Origin of the sequence: Serratia inhibens, from assembly GCF_003591175.1 — a bacterium.
In the GTDB taxonomy this organism is placed as follows: Bacteria; Pseudomonadota; Gammaproteobacteria; order Enterobacterales; family Enterobacteriaceae; genus Serratia; species Serratia inhibens.
Map to the genome: position 1 here is coordinate 82,527 of NZ_QYYG01000009.1, position 19,693 is coordinate 102,219.

A 19,693-nucleotide genomic window follows, 5' to 3' on the forward strand; every position below is an offset into this window, starting at 1 on the left:
CTAACGTCCGTTACCAGCGAACTGGACGTTAGCCGCGAGCCTTACAATTCACCGGTCAGATACTGCGCCACGCCGTTGCCAAAACTCCAGTCACCTTTGCTGTTGGTGGTGATAGACACCATCAGATCACTGCTTTCAATGCCACAGCTTTCTTTCAGCTCGCGGCTGAGATCGGCGTAAAACCGTTGTTTCTGTTCTTCGGCGCGTGGGCTGGTGATCACCCGCACCACCACCAGATCTCGGGTGCGCGTCAGGTTAAGGCCGGTGTCTTCGATCACCATATGATGAGCCTTGTTTTCATGAACAATCTGGTAGCGATCGCGTTGCGGCACTTCAAAAGCACTGAGCACGGCACGGTGAGCGGCATCGAGCAGGGTTTTCAGTTCGGTTTCGCTGCGGCCCTCGATAACTTCGAAGATAAGTAATGGCATTTGCATAATCCTGTCAGTGGGTTAATGGAGTTTTCAGGTGTACAGGGCAGCGTTTTTTTATCGCTTTTGAGACACCATCTTAGACAAGCCACGGCGTGGGAAGAAGCGCTATACTTGAACTCATTGTTTATATAAATGAACAGTTGACGATGAAAAACCCAAAAATTGAAACCCTGTGGACCCATTTGCACTGGCTCACCGTGCTGGCCGAACAGGGCAGTTTTACCCGTGCGGCGGAGCGGCTGGACGTGAGTAAAGCGGCCATGAGCCAGAAAATAAAAGAGATCGAAATGCTGGCCGGGGTACCGCTGGTGCAACGTACAACCCGCAGTGTCCGGCTGACCGATGCCGGGCTGAGGTTGGTGGAGGAATTGCGTCAGCCTTTCGCGCAGATTAAACAGAGTTTCTCCGGTATCTGCGATTCCACCGGGCCGTTGCGCGGTTCGGTGCGGGTGACGGCGCCGGTGGCGTTTGCCCGCCAGCAGTTGGTGCCACGGATCACCGGCTTTCTGCGCGCCAACCCGGAGGTGCGGGTACAGCTCGAGGTGTCGGACCGGTTGGTATCCTTAACCACCGAGGGGTTCGATCTGGCGATCCGCCATAGCGATAACCTGCCGGATACCCATGTCGCCTGGCGGCTGTGCCCGACCGAAACCTTGGCGGTGGCGTCGGCAGACTATGTTAAACGGCACGGCATGCCGGCATCCCCCGCCGATCTGCAACGGCATAGGTGCCTTTACTATCCCCGTGGGAGTGAAGCGCCGGGTTGGAGCTTTGTCGCCAGGCACTCGCCGGAGGGGAAGGCGGACAAGATCCGCGTGCCGGTCAGCGGCCCCTTTGCCACCAACAACAGTGAATCGATACGCGATGCGGCGGCGGAAGGGCTGGGCATTGCCCTGTTGCCGGATTTCAGCGCGCAGCAGGCGCTGGCGGACGGGCGGCTGATTGAGGTGCTGCCGGCCTGGCGCCCGGTTGGCGCTTTTGCCGACAGCCTTCACGTAGTGCGGCCCTATGCGCCGCAGGTGTCGCGTGCGGTAACGGAGTTCAGCAGCTATTTGCGCGGCGCTTTTGCCGAAGGGTTTGCCGCCGGTTGACCGGCACTCAGGATGCGCAGCACATAGTCACAGGCGATACGGCAGTCCTGCCTGAGATCCGCCTCACCGCCGGACAGGCTGCCGCGCAGCCACAACCCATCGATCATTGCGGCCAGACCGCGTGCGGCATCGCGGGCCTGCTGTTGCGGTAATTCACGGCGGAACTGGCTGCAGATATTGGAATAGAGCCGGCGATCGTTGGCTCGCTGCAAGCGGCGCAGCGCCGGCTGGTGCATACTGGCCGCCCAGAAATCGAGCCAGGCACGCATCGAGATCGCATTGGTCTGGCTGGGATGAAAGTTGCCCTGAATAATGGCAAATAGCTGAGATTGGCTGTCGTCGGCCGCCTGGCTGCGGCATTCGGCGACCGCGTCGCGCAGATCGCGCAAGATCTTGCGCATGGTGGCGCTCAGCAACCCTTCTTTATCGCCAAAGTAGTGGCTGACGATACCGGTCGACAGCCCGGCTTCTTTTGCCACCTGCGACAGAGTGATACCGGCAAGGCCGACGACGTTAATCGCCTCGAAGGCCGCGTTAATCAGCTGCTCCTTACGTTGCTCCGGAATGTCTTTGCGGTCCATTTTTTCCCCGACTGATAGGTAAATCACAGTTTTAATTTGATTGATTGAACGGTCAATCAATACTCTATATGCTGCAAAAATGTCAAATAAATGGCGATGCAATGTTAACCAAGGGTTGCATTTAAATCGTCTGTCTTTTGCATCATGGAACCCTGCCAATGACAGTGAAAAGTCTCCCATCGCACGGTGAACAACCGATTAGATTAAATGCACCGGTATTTTTCAGCTCGGCTGCGGTGATCCTGCTGCTGGGCGTTTTAATCGTGCTGTTTCCGGCCGGCAGCAAGCAGTGGCTTAACCAGGCCCAAAGCTGGGTAGCCGACGTGTTCGGCTGGTACTACATGTTATTGATGGTTGCCTGTATGGCGTTTGTTTTTTGGCTGGCGCTGTCGCGCTTCGGCCATATCCGCCTTGGGCCGGACGAAGAGCCGCCACAGTTCAGTTATCCCTCCTGGGTGGCGATGCTGTTCTCGTCGGGCATCGGCATTGCGCTGGTTTATTACGGCGCCTACGAGCCGTTGGATCACTTCCTGTCACCGCCGGAAGGCAGCGGCGGCAGCGTGCAGGCCGCGCGTCAGGCGATGGCGCTTACCTTCCTGCATTGGGGGCTGCACGGCTGGGCGCTGTATGCGCTGATCGCCACCGCGTTGGCGTATTTTGCCTACTGTCGCGGCCAGCCGCTGGCATTGCGCTCGGCGTTGTACCCGATCTTCGGCGAACGCATTCACGGCGGCATCGGGCATCTGGTGGACAGCTTCGGCATTTTGGTCACGGTGATCTCGATGGTGACCAATCTGGGGATCGGCGCCTTGCTGGTTAACTCCGGGTTGTTTTACCTGTTCGATATCCCGCAAAGCAACGTCGTGCTGTTGGTTTTGATCGTGGTGATGATGGTGGTGGCCACGCTGGCGGCGGTGACCGGCGTCGAGAAGGGCATAGCGATACTGTCCAATATCAACGTCGGCTTTTTGTGCCTGCTGCTGCTGTTCGTGTTTCTGGCCGGCCCGACGCTAAACCTGGTCAACGGCCTGTTGCAGAACGTCGGGGACTATCTGACTTCGATAGTCAGCAGAAGCTTCGACATGTACCTGTACGGCAAGGCACGCCAGTGGCAGGGCGCCTGGACGTTGTTCTATTGGGCCTGGTGGGTGGCTTGGGCACCATTCGTCGGTCTGTTTATCGCGCGCATCTCGAAAGGGCGCACCATTCGTGAACTGATCTTCGGCGTGCTGCTGATCCCGCTGGGCTTCACCCTGGCGTGGCTGTCGATCTTCGGCAACACCGCCATCAGTCTGGTATTGGAGGGCGGGCAGGCGATCCTCGGCCAGGTGGCGGTGAGCGATCCGCCGATGGCGGTGTTCAAGCTGTTCGAATACCTGCCCTATACCCAACTCACCGCCGGTTTCACCGTAGTGATCAGCTTTGTGTTGTTCCTGACGCCGGTCGATTCCGGCACGTTGATGATCGCCAACCTGTCCTGTCAGGGCGGTTCGGCGCAGGATGACGCACCGGCCTGGCTGCGTATTTTCTGGGCCGCGGTGACCACAGTGGTATGCATCGGTCTGTTGTATGCCGGCAGTTTCAGCGCGATGCAGACCGCCGTAGTGCTGTGCGGCCTGCCGTTCTCTGCGGTGATCGTGCTGTATATGGTCAGCCTGCACAAGGATTTGCATCGCTACGCCATGAAACCGGTGACGTCTTGATAATACGTAGCTTTCATCCACAAGATGAGCTTTAGTGCCGATCCCTCCTGAGGGAGGCACCGCCGTGATTCAGCGCCCGGCCACCAGCGATCCGGCGCCGATCTCCGCAATGGTTTTCGCGCCGGTGAGCGTCATGGCGACGCGCATTTCCTTGTCGATCAGCTCCAGAAGATTACTGACGCCGGCACCGCCGGCGGCGGCCAGCGCATAGACGAAGGCACGGCCCAGCAGCACGCTGTCGGCACCGAGCGCGATCATGCGCACTACGTCCAGGCCGCTGCGGATCCCTGAGTCGGCCAGCAGAGTAATCTCTCCTTTCACCGCATCGGCGATCGCCGGCAGGGCGCGGGCGGTCGACAGCACGCCGTCCAACTGGCGGCCGCCGTGGTTGGAAACGATAATGCCGTCGGCGCCGAAACGCACCGCATCTTTGGCGTCCTCTGGATCGAGAATGCCTTTGATGATCATCGGCCCTTCCCAGAATTCGCGGATCCATTCCAAATCCTTCCAGGAGATGGAGGGATCGAAGTTCGTCCCCAGCCAGCCGATATAATCCTCCAGGCTGGTGGGCTGGCCACGATAGGCCGATACGTTGCCCAGATCGTGTGGCTTGCCGCGCAGGCCGACGTCCCAGGCCCATTGTGGATGAGTAAATGCCTGCAGCATACGGCGCAAGGCGGCGTTAGGGCCGCTCATGCCGGAATGGGCGTCACGGTAGCGCGCGCCCGGCACCGGCATGTCGACGGTGAACACCAGCGTTTTCACGCCGGCCGCTTTGGCGCGCTCCAGCGCGTTGCGCATAAAACCCCGGTCTTTCAACACATATAGCTGGAACCACATCGGCCGATCGATCGCCGGCGCCACTTCTTCGATCGGGCAAACCGAGACGGTGGAAAGGGTAAAAGGAATGCCCTTCTGCGCCGCTGCGCGTGCGGCCTGTACCTCACCGCGCCGGGCATACATGCCGGTTAACCCGACGGGCCCCAGTATTACCGGCATCGTCAGCTTTTCGCCGAACAGGCTGGTTTCCAGACTAAGATCCGACATATTGCGCAACACGCGCTGGCGCAGGGCGATGTCGGCCAGATCCGCGGTATTGCGCCGTAACGTATGTTCCGCGTAGGCCCCGCCGTCAATATAGTGGAACAGAAAAGGCGGAAGTTTGGCCTGTGCTGCGGCCCGATAATCGGTTGAAGCGGAAATAATCATTTTTTGCTCTCTATAATGGTCGCCGGAGATCGGGCGCAATGGGTGCCGATACCGATTATAAATGTAGCGAAAAGGTGAATAACCAGAGTGAGGCATTCTAGGCATAATAGGCGACGCTATACCACGCTGCTTTTTAATGGTTTTTATCGACATAGTTGTTTAATACTTGCTTGCTATAAGAGATTTTATTTTTAAATCAATTGATTATGATTTTTATCGTCGATAGGGAAGATGAGAAAACCCATTAGGTGAAAACAGGCCATGGATTATTTCCGAATATGGCTTAATCGCTGTCGTGGCCTGTCAAAATAATGTGACCGGGTTCAAAAATAATGACTGATATTTTGGTAGGAGCTGATGATATGTTCGATCAGCAGTCGGGTTTTCAAGGGTAAATTGCGGGTATAAGGGTAGACGGCGTAAACCCCCAATATCTTGCCGCAGTGGCCGGCCAGAATTTCCGTCAGCTTACCCTCCTGCAAATCTTCGTACACCATGCAGCGCGGCACCATGGCAATGCCATGGCCGCCGATGACCGCTTTGCGGATCGCACGGGCGTTATTGGCGGACAGGTTGCCCTTGACCTGCAGTTCATAGATCTCGCCGCTATCCGGCTGTTTCATTAACCAGTTATCGGTGCCGCTTTCCTGGTAGGTATAGGTCAGGCAATTATGATTGAGTAACGCTGCGGCGCTATCTGGCTCCGAATGTCGCTCAAGATAACCTGGAGAGCAGACGATCACCCAGTGAGAGTCGAGGATCGGCCGGGCTATCAGGCTGGAGTTCGGCAGAGTGCCGGTACGGATTGCCAGATCCACACCTTCCTCGACCAAATCGACAAAGCGGTTTTCCAGCCGCATTTCCACCTTCAGGCCTGGATGCCGCGCACAGAACTCCGCCACGCTCTCGCTCAGCAACAGTTCACCCGAAATGGTCGGCACCGACATGCGGATGGTGCCGGTGATCTCTTCGCTTTTTTCGCTGACGGCGTATAGCGCATCCTGCACTTTGGCGCTGATGTCCTTGGCCTGCAGGTAGAGCGCCTGGCCGCTTTCCGTGAGTGTCAGACTTCGGGTGGTGCGGTACAGCAAGCGCGCACCGAGGGACTTTTCCAAACGCCCGATGCGTTTGCTGACTACTGAGCTGGTCACACCGGCGGTTTCGGCGGCTTTGCTGAATGAGCCGCAGTCAACAATCAGGGCAAAGAGCAGCAGGTCATTGGCGTATTCATGTGTGGCTAGCATCAGCGTCCCGTATTGCAAAAGCCGGTTAAGCCCATCAGTGTAAATCCAGTTGGCCAGGAAGCAATCTTTTCATCCGTTGACGCCAAGGTGGACACTGGTCAGATCTGATTGTTTCTGACTTTTAAAACGACATATCTGAGATATTTCCTTTTGCATAAGGCGAGCATTCATTGGGTTATATTTTAATTCTTAATTTTAATGGGCGATTTAATGGAATAATCTTACTTTCTGGACTGAATGGATTAACTAACGCCATGGCTTAATGTAAATAATTGTATTGATCTATTTTTTCTAGATGGCTATTATTTTCAGGAATTATCATTGTTATTAATGTTTACTGTCATAACTTCCGCTTTTAGAGTTGCTCTGTTTTTAATGCAGAGCGCGTGTTGCGATTTTAATTTTAATGTATATAAGGATATTGTAATGAAAAAGATCAATCTGTCTGAAGCTGGAAAAATTATCGGTGGCACTTTTGCCTGCTCTAATAATTTCGAGTGGGTGGGTTCTGGCAGCAGCAAAACCTGTAATCTGGTAACGGTCTGCGCAGATAAATTCGGTAATGTGAAAAGAACCTATCGTTCAGCCCCTGTCGGCAGCTGCAGTGCGTTAGCAGTAACGCCTAACTGATACGGGCTAAACGATCTCTTTTAGGTTAACTGTTATCAAGCGGGGTGGTGCTTGTCGCCACCCCGCCTTGAATCCAATGGAACTTCACCGGTCCCTACGCCCTTGTCGTTCCTCCCGACATTAACTCCCCGGTAATCGTGTTCGCCTGAAAGGTGAGAATGTTGGTCCGTTCGCAGGATGCGCTCATGTATAAACGCCCATTATTATTTATCAGCTATACCCTTTTTATTATCGTTGCGGCTTGTTTTTGTACCTCGGTATATTTTTATCATTACGTCATTCCTGTATCCGAAGAGAAAAGCCTGAGCTTTATCGCGCCTGAAAAGTTAGCAGGTAGTCCGCTTAAGGACGACAATGTCATTGTGGAAGTATTTTCTTATGGTTGCCATTATTGCGAGATGAATGAGGCGAATATTGCCGGGTTGGGAAAAATGCTGCCCGCCGGCGCCAGGCTGATACAGCTGCATATCAATAATGAGGAACAAGCCGGTCTGGCGGCATTTGCCCCTTTGTTTGCCACTCTGACGGTCATGGGGATTGAGGCACAGCACCGTTCCGCCGCCTATCGGGCAATCATCGAAGAAAACAATAATCTGGCGGATAAAAACCACCTCAACCTCTGGCTTAAGGCCAATGGCATCGATCAGGCCGAATATGATAAAGCCCATGATTCAGAACAGGTAAAGGCGCTGTTGGCGTACCTGACCTCGGTCAGTCGCTATTACCGGGTTAACGCTACCCCCAGCTTTATCGTCAACAGGAAGTGGCTGGCGGTGCAGGATCGTGAGTTCCCGGCTTTTAACAAGCAACTGCTGTCCCTGTTGCAGGACGACAAGCCCCTGGAGCCCTGATGCGTCTGCTTTCGGTCCGGGTGTATCTGGCGTGGAAAAACGCTCTCGACGGCATGGCCCGCTTTACCCTGGCCATTACCGGGCTGGGCGACAGACTGTCGTGCTTCATGCTGCGACATACCGACTACCGCCTCTGGTTAGGCGTTCGGCGTCGGCTGCACTGCCGTTGGCTATTGCCGCGCGGTTTGCGCAACCGGAGTGCAGTGGCCGCAGCGAATCGCTACAGCTTACTGGGAAGCTGCAACCCACAGGATTTTACCTGGTTGATGCAACGACGACGGTTACTGGATCTGGCCGCGGTTTATGCGCATAACGCCCAACTGTTGAGCCAGCTCGCTCGGTGCTCCGCACAGCTCAATCGGGTGGTGGAGCCACTGCATCGGGCCGGCGAACCGGTGCTGTTGGCGCCTATGCATACAGTTTCCGACGTGCTTGCCACGCTGGTCGGCGCAGGCGTCTATCCGGGGCGGGCCACGGTAATTGTGTCGGGGGATGCGCAAGAGTATGTGCGGCAGGCGCCGGCGCATCAATGGCAGCAGCATCTCGACTATTGCTCGATTCACGACGATCGGCGGTTGATCGCCGGCAAACTGGCGCAGGCCATGTTGGAGGCGGCGGATCACGGGCGCAATATCATTCTGTTCCCGGATATCACACCGGATTACACCCTGAACAGCAATAAGGATCCGTCGGCCAAACAGGCGTGCCGTTTGTTCAATCGTCCTGCGCAGTTGCACAGTGGCATTGTCCGCCTGTCGCGTGCGTTGCGGGCGCAGGTGGTGTTTTATTCGCTTTATTACGACCACGGGGTCCACATTCATATCGATGAACCGGTCGCTGCGGAAAATGTCAGTCAGGTTTTGCCAGGGATAGTTGAACGCGCAATGGTTCGCCACGCGGACGACTGGTTGTTATGGCATTCACATTCATTGTTTTTTATTAATGAATAAGTCAGGGATGTAGAAAAACATGGGAAATATTATTCCAACGCCGGTCTTTCAGAGTGAAATCAACGAGTGCGGATTGGCTTGCATCGCTATGTTGGCGGAAACCCAAGGGATCAGCGCGCCACTGACGGAGCTGCGGGATCGTTATCCGGCTTCTCAGCACGGTACTTCGCTGGCGGCGTTGTGCGAAATTCTGTCGGAGCTGGCCGTGCCCACCTATCCGGTAGCGTTTGAGCATCAGGATCTGGCGGCATTGCCTTTGCCGGCGATCCTGCATTACGGTGCCGGTCACTATGTGCTGCTGGCTTACCGGCAGGGTGACTATGTTTGCGTAATGAATCCGGCGCTGGGCCAGCAACTTTTGCCGTTCGATGCCTTGAAAGCGGAAATCAGCGGATACGCGCTGGTGTTGGATCGCGACGGCGCGCCGGTTGCCGCTACCAACGTCAAGCGCAGCGGGCGTTGGCACGCATTTTCCAGTCTGAGCATGAAAGATACCGCCGCTATTGCCGGCATTTATCGCCTGGCGGCAATGACGTTCTTTATCTCGCTGACGTTATTCATCATGCCGGTGATGGTGGGCAACGCGATTAATCAGGTATTTTCCAGCGCGGGAGAAACGGATTTCCCCTATTTCTATTATCTGTTGGCGTTCCTGGTTTCTACCGTTCTTGCGCTGGCGGCCCGTATGGTTATCGAGCGCTTCATCAAGAATTTCGTGCTGTTGCACAGTGCGGCCGGCTTCTCCCGTTTACTTGATAATTCATTGAATTTCTTTAATAAACGCGCTCCAGGTGAAATTTTCAGCCGTTTTATAAGTTGGCAAATGGCCGCCGGGCAAAAGATAGAGTTGGATAACAGCCTGCGCACCGACTGGATTATCGGCGCGATCGCGCTGGCGGTGATGTGTTATCTGAGCCCGATGTTGGCACTGGTGCCGGTGGCCGGCATGTTGCTGATGGGTATGGTCAGCGTCTGGGCCATTTATCGCGATCGTCACTATACCCAGCAGTTACAGGGGAAAGGCGCTGCACAAAATGACTTTATTCTGGAGACCATTCAGGGGTTTTCAACCATCAAATCCGCCGGGCTTGCCGGCCAGCGGCAGGAAGGATTCGCCGCGCACGCCCTTTCACTGTTTACCTGTCTGCAGCAGCAAAAGGTCTATGAACAGGTGAAAGGCAGTATTTACCAACTGATCGGCAGCCTGGAGATGGTGTTTTTCATGCTGTTGGCACTGCCGCTGCTGAAAAGCGGTGCGCTTAGCCTGGGGGCGTTTTTTGCCTACAGCTTTATCCGTGAGATTTTCACTTCTTATACCAGCAAGATCTTTTTTTCCGTCCTGCACAAAAACCAACTGCATGTGATCGATGAGCGTGCGCGCGATCTGTTCCCCGCGCCCCCCGCCAGCGCAGGACGCAGTACCTGCCAGGTACGGGATTTTAACGCCCGGCTGCGCTACAGCTCGCTGACCTTCGCCTATGATGCCGGCCAGCCGGTTCTGCGCGATATGTCGTTGGCGTTGATGCGGGGGGAGTGTATCGCCATTACCGGCGGTTCCGGTGCCGGCAAGAGCACTTTGCTGAAAGTCATCTCCTGCCTGCTGACGCCTCAGCAGGGTTGGCTGGAGTTGGATGGTCAGCCGGTAGAGGGCAGTGCGGCGCAGGGACTGTTTTTCCTGCAGAGCCAGGAGGATATTTTATTTAACGCCTCGGTGCTGCAGAACGTTACGTTGTTTGCGCCGTCGATGCCGGGCCAGTTGGCGCGAGTAGAGCAGGTGCTGCGCGGGCTGGGTTTGGCTGCGGCGGTAGCGAAGCTGCCGGGAGGCGTGAATGCGCTGGTGCGCGAGAGCCATGCAGGTCTGTCGCTGGGGCAGCGGCAGCGTCTGCTGCTGGCGCGGGCGATGTACAGCAATAACCCGGTACTGATGCTGGACGAACCGACGGCGAATCTGGATGAAGATACTGCCGGCCTGGTGGTGGCTACCCTGCTGGCGCATTGTCGGGAGCATGGCAAGACGCTGATCACCGTGACCCATAATCGGCGGCTGCTCCCCTTGTTTGATCGGGTTTTACACATGGCGGACGGTCGGTTGGAAACCGTTACTTTTGCTGAGGCGGCGTTGCAGCACCATGCGGCGGTTGAGTAAGGTGCCGCGGAAAAAAACGGCTGTGCGCCTGGTTCTTGCGCTAGCCATTCTGGTGCCGATTGCCGGAGGCTTGACGTTGTTCAGCCGGCCGGCCGTGGTCGAGCCGCCGGTTGCGGTGCGCATCGATCGCGGCGACATAGAGAAAAGCGTACTGGCCACCGGCATTCTGAAACCGGCTCAGCAGGTCAACGTTGGCGCACAGGTTAACGGGCAGTTGAAAAAACTGTATGTCAAACAAGGCGAACGCGTTGTTCAGGGGCAACTGCTAGCTGAAATAGATCCGACCTTGCAGCATAACGAATTGCGTAAATCACAAGCTGAGCTGCAAAGCGCGCAGGCGCAGAAACTGGCGAGCGAGGCGCAACTGACGCAGTATCGGCTGGAACTGACACGCCAGACCGCGCTGCAGCGCGATCGCGCCGGGGTGCCCAGCGATTTGGAAAAGGCCAGAGCGCAGCGGGATGCTCAACTGGCTCAACTCAAGGTGAATGAGGCGCAAATCATCCAGGCGGAAATGGCGCTGGAAACCGCCAGGGCCAACCTGGCCTTCACTCGCATCCTGGCGCCGATTGACGGAGAAGTGCTGGGCATCGTTACCCAGGAAGGGCAAACCATCGTGTCCTCGCAGAGTGCGCCGACCATTTTGGTACTGGCTAACGTAGATACCATGATGGTGCATACGCGGATATCTGAAACCGACATCCTTAAGGTGCATACCGGGCAGCCGTTGTGGTTCTACGTTGCGGCCGATCCCAAAAGGCGCTTTGACAGCGCCATGGGGATGATACAACAGGCGCCGGCCGAAGCGCTGGAGGCGGATCCTATGGGCAGAAACCTGAACCAACAGGCGTCGGCAGTGTATTACAACGGCGTTTTTGCCATCGCCAACGCTGAGCGTCGGCTACGCACCGCCATGACGGCGCAGGTGTTTATTATTACCGACCGTGCAACGGGCGTCGTGCGTGTGCCGATGGCGGCACTTGGCGAACCGCAGGGAACCGATCGGTATTTGGTGCAGGTACGGCAGGGGAAACAGGTTCTGGCGCGCCGGGTGCGCATCGGTATTCACGATCGCCGCTACGCCGAAGTTATGCAGGGCCTGAGCGAAGGGGAGTGGGTGCTGTTGGCGCCGCAGGCAGATGCGGGGGAGAATCATGAGCACTAACGCGGCCGCAGTCATTGTTCTGGAGAATGTTTCCCGTGATTTTATTGCCGGCGAGCAAAGGATAAGGGTATTGAATCAGGTTTCGCTGCGCATCGAGCGCGGTGAAATGGTGGCGATCGTCGGCGCCTCAGGTTCCGGCAAATCGACGCTGATGAACATTATCGGCTGCCTGGACAAGCCCACTCAGGGTTCGGTGCGTATCAAGGATGTAGCGATTCAGCAGGCCGACGGCGATCGGTTGGCGCAGTTACGCAGCCGCCATGTCGGCTTTATTTTCCAGCGTTACCATCTGGTGCCCTATCTGACGGCCGGCGAAAACGTGGCGATCCCGGCACTGTATACCGCCATGCCGGCCGCTGAGCGTCGGCGGCGGGCGCGTCATCTGCTGGCCCGTTTGGGGCTGTCTGCGCGAACCGATCATCGTCCGGCCCAGCTTTCCGGCGGGCAGCAACAGCGGGTGAGCATTGCCCGCGCACTGATGAACGGCGCGGAGATCATTCTGGCGGATGAGCCCACCGGCGCTTTGGACAGTGCCAGCGGCCAGGAATTGATGGGTATCCTGCATGAGTTGCACGCCGCCGGCCATACCATTGTCATGGTGACGCACGATCGTCAGATTGCCGAACAGGCGCAACGGATCATTGAGATTGGCGACGGTGAGATCGTCGACGATCATCGAAAGGGCGTGTGGCCGGCCCTGGCCGGTAAATCGCCACAAATTCTGCCTGCACCGCTTGGCAGGGCGCATTTGGGGCCGGCATTGAGCGGGGCGATCCGCATGGCGTGGCGTTCCTTGCTGGGGCATCGGGTGCGGGCGCTACTGTCGATGCTGGGCATTATCATCGGTATCGCTGCGGTAGTTTCCTCGATCGCCATCGGTGAGGGGGCCAGGCGAAATATTCTTGATGAAATCAGCCAGCTTGGCACCAGTACCCTGGAAATCCGGCCTGGCCTGGGATGGGATAAACCCCGGCCGGATTTCGAGCGCTCACTGAGCCTGCGGGACGTCACGCTGTTGTCGGCATTGCCTTATGTTGACAGCGTATCCCCGGTTGCCAGCGCCCAGGTGTTGGCCGTTCGGGAGGGGAAGCAGGTGCAGCTTCCCGTGATGGGCGTGGGCAGCGGTTATTTCCGTACGCAAGGTATTCGTCTGATTTCCGGCAGTATCTTTACTCAGCAGGATTTGGACGAGCGCGAGCCGGTGGCGGTTATCGATACGCAGCTCAGACAGGCACTGTTTTCCTCCCGACAAGATCCTACAGGCGAGGTCGTTCAGCTAGCGGGTATCCCCCATCGGGTGATCGGCGTGGCTGAGCGCAAGGGCACCAACTATGCCGGCGCCCAGCCGCTTGCCTGGCTGCCTTATACCTCCCTGAAAGGGCGTATTGCGGGCGATACGCCGCTGGAGTCGATCGTGCTGCGGGTGAGTGAAGGGGTTTCATTGACCCATGCTCAGCGCGACGTGACGCAGCGTCTGATGTTGGAACACGGCCGACGGGATTTCTTCACGCTTACCGACGACCAGATGACAAAGGCCATACAGAGTGCTTCTGACTCCATGACCTGGTTGATTACCGCTATTGCCGGCATTTCACTGCTGGTGGGGGGCGTAGGCGTGATGAACATTATGCTGGTATCGGTGACAGAACGAACCCATGAAATAGGCATCAGACTGGCGGTCGGTGCCAGAGAAAAGGACATCCAGCGCCAGTTTCTGGTCGAAGCCGTAGTGATTTGCAGCCTGGGTGGCGCGCTGGGCATTGCCTGTTCTGCATTGGTCGGCCTGGCGCTCGCCTGGCTGGCACCCCAGATGGTGATGGTATTCACCTGGCCGCCATTGCTGCTCGCCTGCGGTTTTTCCGCGTTGATCGGCATTGGGTTTGGCTTCTTCCCTGCGCGTACCGCAGCGCGCTTGCAGCCTGTAGAGGCGCTGGCGCGCGAATGAACAGATTGTTAATTTTGGCACTGGTTATGCTGCTGATCGGCGGCTGTGGCCAGCGATCGCCGGATATGGGAGCACCACAACAGATTGCGTTACCGCAACAATGGCGCGTTGACGACGAGGGTGCCGGCGCGGTGCGTGGAGAGGCGACATGGTGGGATAATTTTAACGATCCCCAACTGTCGGCGCTGATCGGCAGCGTGCTGGCAAGCAATCAGGATCTGGCGCTGGCCGGGCTGCAATTGCGCATGGCTCTGCTGGATGCCGGGCTGGCGAGCGGCAACCTGACACCGGACGTTACGGCGAGTCTGAGTGGCAGCAACAGCAAGGCGTTACGTAACGCCGTGCGGCAGGAGAGTTACCGGGGCACCTTGTCCCTGAGTTATGAACTGGATTTATGGGGCAAACTGGCACGGGCCCGCGAACAGGCTGAATGGTTGGCCAATGCCACTGAGCTGGATCGGCAAAACACGGCGCTGGTGCTGATTGGCACCAGCGCCCGTTTGTATTGGCAGATCGCCAATCTAAACCGGCAAAACGGCAATCAACAGGCTGCGTTAACGATCGCCCAAGGCACCTTGCAGCTGGTGAAGGCGCGCCATGCTGCGGGTGACATCGGGCAGTTTGAGCTGTTGCAGGCCGGGCAAAGGGTACTGGAGCGAGGAAATCAACTGATCGATCTACGTCGGCAGCGGGAGGAGGCGCGCAATTCGCTGGCGCTGCTGTTTGGCCAATCGCCGTTGATGCGACGTTGGGAGCGCCAGTCGTTGGCAATCGAAAGCGTGGCGATTGTTCAACGTCAGCCGGTGGCGGTGATTGCGCAGCGGCCTGACGTGCAGGCGGCAGAGCGTCGATTGCGGGCAGCCTTGGCGGGAGCGGAACTGGCCAGGTTGAGTTTCTATCCGGCACTGAGTCTGTCCGCCGTTCTCGATGCCGGTAGTCAGGTATTCAGGCAATGGTTCAGCGACCCGACGGGGACGGTGGGCGGCACGTTGACGCTGCCGTTTATCGAGTGGCGCAAGATGCGGCTGGCCAGTGAAAAAGCGTTGCTGCAGGCACAGCAGGCGGAGATCCAGTTTCGTGATGCCGCCTATCGCGCCCTGGCGGATGTGGATAACGCCATGGAGCAGCGTCTGGATGCACAGCGGCAAATCGGCAATCAGCAAGAGCTGCTGGCGATGAGCCGGCAAGGGGTGCTTTTAGCGCAGCATCAGTATCGGTCTGGTGCCGTGTCACTACAGACGCTGCTGGATGCTCAGGACGCGCTGCTGTCCGGTGAAAATACGTTGTCGGAGCTGCAGTACCGTTATCTGAACGCCACCATGCAGCTTTGGCTGGCGTTGGGCGGCGTCGCATCCGGCGATGATAAAGAAAAAGGGGAGAAGCATGGATAAGGAAATATACCCGAAACGGGTGGTGGTCACCGGTTATGGTGCAGTGACTGCCCTGGGCATGAATGCGCAGCAAAACTGGCAGGCCATCATGGAATATCGTCTGGCGTATCGCTATCAGGATAAATCGGCGGCGGGAATACGCTCGCGTTTTTTTGCCTTGATGGACCAGGAACCGCCTCTGGATGGGATCTCGCCGTCCACTCGCCGACGGTTGCCGCGATTTGCCCGGTTGGCGTTGGCTGCGGCGACGGAGGCGGTCGAAATGGCGTTTTCCTCGTCCTCGGTTGGGCCGGCTCATTTTTACCCTTCGCTGGACTGCGGCGTTATTATCGGCAGCGGATGGGGTGGGCAGGATGAAATATTACTTAATAATGCGGATTATTTGCGTTCCGGATTGGGGCAACTGTTCGGTGCTTTCCACTCGATGCCCAACATTGCGACGGCGATTTGCAGCCAACGTTGGCTTTTGAGGGGATACCAGAATTCACCTGCAGCGGCCTGCGCTACCGGCAGTATCGCCATTGGAGACGCGTTTGAAGTTATCCGCAGCGGCCGGGCCTCAGTGATGTTGGCCGGCGCAGCGGAATCGCTGAGCGGTAATGGCACCCTCTGGAATATCGATGTGTTGCGCGTGTTGGCCCAGGAACAGCATGACATCACCAAAGCCAGCTGTCCGTTCAGCCGTGATCGCAATGGCTTTGTATTGGCGGAGGGGGCGGCGGTGCTGTGCCTGGAAGAGCGTGATGCCGCTCTGGCGCGCGGTGCGGCGATATTGGGAGAAATCAAAGGCTACGGTAATTGCTCGGATGCCTTCGATCTTACCGTACCGGCGGAAGATAAACAGGCGAGGGTGAAAAGCATATGCCAGGCACTGGATCAGGCGGGCCTGCGCAATCACGAGGTCGATTATATCAACGCGCATGGCACCTCAACGCTGCTCAATGATCTGAACGAAACGGAAGCGATTAAACTGGCTTTGGGGCAGGATGCCTACCATACCCCGCTTTCGAGCACCAAATCTTATACCGGCCATCTGATTGCCGCCTCCGGCAGCTTTGAGTCCATTATCTGCCTGCTGGCACTGCAGCAGCAGATAATGCCAGCTACCTGCCATTTGAATGAGGCCGATCCGGCCTGCGATCTCGACTATATCCGTGAAGGACACCGCCACGGGCGTTTGAGGAATGTCATGAACCTCAGCTTCGGTTTTGGCGGGGCGAATGCGGTACTGGTATTCGGCAAGCACGATCACGATATTGAGGACAAGGAGTGATGATGGAAAAGTATCAAATCCTGTATGAAAGAATTTGCGCGATGCTGTATGAGGCCAGGGAGTTGAGGCTAACCTCTCTGTCAGCGGATGTGCCGCTCCAGCAGTTGGGCCTGGACAGTCTGGATTATGTGGAACTGATGCTCTTGGCGAAGCGAGAATTCGGTATTTCACTAAGCGCAGAAATGTTTCTCGAGCAGCCGGATATGACATTAGGTGAGCTGTGCCGTTATATGTCCATGCAATAGGCTATTGATATCAGGCTCTGGTGCATTATCTCAGGGCCTGATTGAATACCCTATGCGACGACTCGATTCAATTTTTTTTACTGTCTTATTGAGGTGAATATAAAAATAAAGGTTGATTGAAGCCGGGTTTTAATAATTGTGTGGTGATATTATTTTGATGGGTTTGTTATTTTGTGATGATTTTTGTTTTTTATTTAAATAATAATCATTCTATGCTATTGAAAATTATTAAATATATTTTTGATGTTTTTTTCGATGTGGTTAGTCATTTATATACGTTGAAAACGTTGTTTTTCCGCTATTTATCCTTTTGGTTATCGTCTCGGTTTCATTGTGATAATGCTTCGTCGGTCAGTCTGGAACAGGGCTGTTCACAACAATTAAATCCGTTATACTCCGCGCAGGATGCAGGAACCTATCCGTAAACCGGAGTGCGCTCCGGGTGTCCATTGTGGTGATGTAAAAGGAAAATGACAGCCACATTTTTCTGTTCAAGTTATAGAGGTAGCATGTCCAATCGTAAACATCTGACGCCTTCCGAAGTGGAAAGAATGCTTGAGGTTACGCTGAAAGGGAAGAATCCAGAACGAGATTATTGTTTGATTTATATGTGTTTTATTCATGGTTGTCGCGCGAGCGAAATTGGTGGTTGGCGTTTGTCGGATATTGATCTGGAGGGGGGGAATATTTATGTTCACCGCTTGAAAAACGGTTTTTCCACCGTTCACCCATTATATTTGCGTGAAAGACAATGCCTGCGGCGCTGGCTGGAAAAGCGCAAAGAACACCGTGGGGCTGAGGGGGAATGGTTATTTCTTTCAAATAGAGGTGGTCGCCTGTCACGGCAACGTATTTATTGGCTGATTCGTAATTACAGCAAGGCAGCCAGGCTGGAGGTAAATGCTCATCCGCATATGCTGCGCCACGGGTGCGGTTTTGCACTGGCGGACAGGGGAATCGATACCCGCTTGATTCAGGATTATCTGGGGCACAAAAACATTCAGAACACCGTTATATATACGGCCAGTAACGCTCAGAGGTTTAAGGAGATTTGGTAAGTAGCGCTTAGATTTATATGACTAAGGAGTCACTTTGAACTAAACTGAAACATACTGTAAAGATGAGTAAATACAAAGTCAATACTCGCATCGGTGCTTTCTTAATATATTTTTATTTTTCTTTTAAATCAATGTAATGGAAAGAATACGCTCATATTTATCACGCTGCCCTCCTAAGGGTCACCTCATCCATTTTTAAGCCCGCAAAAGAACCCTTGCCGAAAGATTGGTCTTTAAATCTTTAATAAATCTAAATGCTCACCCTCCAAAGAATTAAATACTAAAAATAAATAAAAAATAAGTTTAAAAAACCAAAGGAGTCACTTTAGTTCAAAATGAATCGTTTGGATGAATAGACTCACGACAATTAATAGTTTCTATCGAGGAGTACATCTTGACTGCTGAGCTAAATAAAAGGAGTGACATAGGGTTATGTCGGAAATAAATCAATGCATATTTTGCATACCTTTTAAGGAAAGTAGGATGAAAAAGAATTTACTGGCCGTAGCCGTTTTGACCGCATCTGCATTTACCGCATCTGTATTCGCCGCCGATGGCACCGTGAATTTCAAAGGCTCGATTACCGATAAATCTTGCACCGTCGATACGGCTTCTCAAAACCAGGACGTTATTCTGGGCGCGATCTCTAAAACTGCGTTTGCCACAGGTGCCGGCAGCTCTGCGGGCGGCAAGGAGTTCAGTCTGGTATTGAAGGATTGTCCGAACACCGTGACCAAGGCTACGGTGCGTTTTGACGGGACCCGGGTTCCTGGCCCGGTTGGCCTGCTGGCGCTGACCGATGTCGCCGATAAGGCGAATGGCGTAGGGGTTCAATTGCTGGATGACAGCAATAATGCGATTAACCTGGGCAATGATTCCCGTGAATACGCTCTGGTTTCAACCGGCGCTAACACTCTGAAATTCTTTGCCCGTTACTATGCCTTCGGCACCGTCTCCGTCGGTAAAGCTGATGCCACTACCAACTTTACGATCGTCTATCCATAAGCTAGCGCAGCCGACATTTGGCGGCTAAAGACATGGGCCGGAGGAAGTGTTCTCTGGCTCTTTATTCATGGACGAGCGGAGAAAAAAGAGAATGAGAGCAGGTTATTTCGCGCTGATTGTAGCCTTGTTGGCGATATTTTTGGCGCCCGCGCAAGCGGGAGTGATCGTGGGGGGGACTCGCCTGATTTATGACGGCGCCAAAAAAGAGTCCGCTCTGAATATCAATAATCCGGACGCGGTACCTTATCTGATCCAGTCCTGGGTCGACGCGCAGGATGGCGATAGCACCAAAGCCCCTTTTATCATTACGCCGCCCTTGTTCCGGCTGGATGGCGGGCAAAATAACTTGCTGCGCGTAGTGCGGGCGGGGGGTAATTTACCCTCGGACAAAGAGTCTCTGTATTGGCTGAATGTGAAAGCCATCCCATCGGTAGAGAAAAAAGACAACACGCTGCAAATTGCGATCAAGACCCGTATCAAGCTGATTTATCGTCCGCAGGGGTTATCCGGCAATCTGGAAGAGGCTGCCGGGAAACTGACATGGGGGCGCAGCGACAATCGTTTGCAGGTCAATAATCCTTCCCCTTATTACCTCACTTTTTTCAATTTGAAGCTCAATGGTCATGAGATCCCCGGCAGCACAATGGTAGCCCCTCAGGCCACCGCCAGTTTTCCATTGCCGGCCACCAGCGGTAGCGGCGGTAACCTGAGCTGGCAAATCATCAATGACTACGGCGGTACCGGGACTACGTTCACCAACAGGTTATAGCCG

At 55.2% G+C, this 19,693-nt stretch carries 18 protein-coding genes; 14 read left to right on the top strand and 4 right to left on the bottom strand.

Going from position 1 to position 19,693, the window contains the following annotated elements; translation table 11 throughout:
* Positions 1 to 41 precede the first annotated feature (41 nt).
* Positions 42 to 431, bottom strand: coding sequence for a tautomerase family protein (locus D4100_RS21570; RefSeq protein WP_006318869.1), 390 nt, complete (start codon positions 429 to 431; stop codon positions 42 to 44).
* 149 nt (positions 432 to 580) lie between these two features.
* Here D4100_RS21570 and D4100_RS21575 point away from each other — a divergent pair, with 149 nt between their 5' ends.
* Entirely contained in the window at positions 581 to 1,525 is a 945-nt protein-coding gene (locus tag D4100_RS21575; protein WP_006318875.1) for a LysR family transcriptional regulator, read from the top strand.
* On the opposite strand, the gene betI is transcribed toward D4100_RS21575, so the two are convergent.
* The gene (gene betI, locus D4100_RS21580) at positions 1,483 to 2,106 is read right to left on the bottom strand and encodes a transcriptional regulator BetI (RefSeq protein WP_006318876.1); all 624 of its coding nucleotides are present in this window, start codon (positions 2,104 to 2,106) and stop codon (positions 1,483 to 1,485) included. The genes D4100_RS21575 and betI overlap by 43 nt on opposite strands.
* Before the next feature lie 158 nt (positions 2,107 to 2,264).
* On the opposite strand from betI, the gene D4100_RS21585 reads away from it, so the two are divergent.
* A complete protein-coding gene (locus tag D4100_RS21585) occupies positions 2,265 to 3,809 on the top strand; it encodes a BCCT family transporter (RefSeq protein ID WP_119805223.1) in 1,545 nt (514 codons plus the stop codon).
* Positions 3,810 to 3,878: 69 nt separating this feature from the next.
* Here D4100_RS21585 and lldD read toward each other — a convergent pair whose 3' ends face one another.
* Together lldD and D4100_RS21595 are read right to left on the bottom strand one after the other, a co-directional pair.
* Complete coding sequence (gene lldD / locus D4100_RS21590) at positions 3,879 to 5,018, bottom strand: FMN-dependent L-lactate dehydrogenase LldD (protein ID WP_006318879.1); 1,140 nt, start codon at positions 5,016 to 5,018, stop codon at positions 3,879 to 3,881.
* A gap of 323 nt (positions 5,019 to 5,341) precedes the next feature.
* Entirely contained in the window at positions 5,342 to 6,262 is a 921-nt protein-coding gene (locus D4100_RS21595) for a LysR family transcriptional regulator (protein ID WP_006318881.1), read from the bottom strand.
* A 426-nt stretch (positions 6,263 to 6,688) separates the two neighbouring features.
* Between D4100_RS21595 and D4100_RS21600 the strand changes: the two genes are divergently transcribed.
* From D4100_RS21600 to D4100_RS21655, 12 genes are all read left to right on the top strand, one after another.
* Positions 6,689 to 6,892, top strand: a complete 204-nt coding sequence (locus tag D4100_RS21600) for a DUF4762 family protein (RefSeq protein ID WP_006318882.1) — start codon at positions 6,689 to 6,691, stop codon at positions 6,890 to 6,892.
* A 362-nt stretch (positions 6,893 to 7,254) separates the two neighbouring features.
* Positions 7,255 to 7,743 (top strand): DsbA family protein, encoded by a 489-nt coding sequence (locus D4100_RS21605; protein ID WP_237141079.1) that lies wholly within the window; start codon positions 7,255 to 7,257, stop codon positions 7,741 to 7,743.
* Positions 7,743 to 8,693 (top strand): lysophospholipid acyltransferase family protein, encoded by a 951-nt coding sequence (locus D4100_RS21610; protein WP_119805224.1) that lies wholly within the window; start codon positions 7,743 to 7,745, stop codon positions 8,691 to 8,693. Before D4100_RS21605 ends, D4100_RS21610 begins: the two co-directional genes overlap by 1 nt.
* A gap of 19 nt (positions 8,694 to 8,712) precedes the next feature.
* Entirely contained in the window at positions 8,713 to 10,839 is a 2,127-nt protein-coding gene (locus D4100_RS21615) for a peptidase domain-containing ABC transporter (RefSeq protein WP_119805225.1), read from the top strand.
* Positions 10,823 to 12,004 carry an efflux RND transporter periplasmic adaptor subunit gene (locus D4100_RS21620; protein WP_006318892.1) on the top strand — a complete coding sequence of 394 codons (1,182 nt, stop codon included), beginning with the start codon at positions 10,823 to 10,825 and terminating at the stop codon, positions 12,002 to 12,004. The genes D4100_RS21615 and D4100_RS21620 overlap by 17 nt, the downstream gene beginning before the upstream one ends.
* On the top strand, positions 11,994 to 13,949 hold the full coding sequence (locus D4100_RS21625) for an ABC transporter permease (RefSeq protein ID WP_006318894.1): 1,956 nt from the start codon (positions 11,994 to 11,996) through the stop codon (positions 13,947 to 13,949). Before D4100_RS21620 ends, D4100_RS21625 begins: the two co-directional genes overlap by 11 nt.
* Positions 13,946 to 15,340 (top strand): efflux transporter outer membrane subunit, encoded by a 1,395-nt coding sequence (locus D4100_RS21630; protein WP_119805226.1) that lies wholly within the window; start codon positions 13,946 to 13,948, stop codon positions 15,338 to 15,340. The genes D4100_RS21625 and D4100_RS21630 overlap by 4 nt, the downstream gene beginning before the upstream one ends.
* Entirely contained in the window at positions 15,333 to 16,613 is a 1,281-nt protein-coding gene (locus D4100_RS21635) for a beta-ketoacyl-[acyl-carrier-protein] synthase family protein (RefSeq protein ID WP_119805227.1), read from the top strand. The genes D4100_RS21630 and D4100_RS21635 overlap by 8 nt, the downstream gene beginning before the upstream one ends.
* A gap of 2 nt (positions 16,614 to 16,615) precedes the next feature.
* On the top strand, positions 16,616 to 16,858 hold the full coding sequence (locus D4100_RS21640; protein ID WP_006318897.1) for an acyl carrier protein: 243 nt from the start codon (positions 16,616 to 16,618) through the stop codon (positions 16,856 to 16,858).
* 509 nt (positions 16,859 to 17,367) lie between these two features.
* Complete coding sequence (locus D4100_RS21645; RefSeq protein ID WP_006318898.1) at positions 17,368 to 17,916, top strand: tyrosine-type DNA invertase; 549 nt, start codon at positions 17,368 to 17,370, stop codon at positions 17,914 to 17,916.
* Positions 17,917 to 18,399: 483 nt separating this feature from the next.
* On the top strand, positions 18,400 to 18,921 hold the full coding sequence (locus D4100_RS21650; RefSeq protein WP_006318899.1) for a fimbrial protein: 522 nt from the start codon (positions 18,400 to 18,402) through the stop codon (positions 18,919 to 18,921).
* A 91-nt stretch (positions 18,922 to 19,012) separates the two neighbouring features.
* Complete coding sequence (locus tag D4100_RS21655; protein WP_119805228.1) at positions 19,013 to 19,690, top strand: fimbrial biogenesis chaperone; 678 nt, start codon at positions 19,013 to 19,015, stop codon at positions 19,688 to 19,690.
* Positions 19,691 to 19,693: the final 3 nt, after the last annotated feature.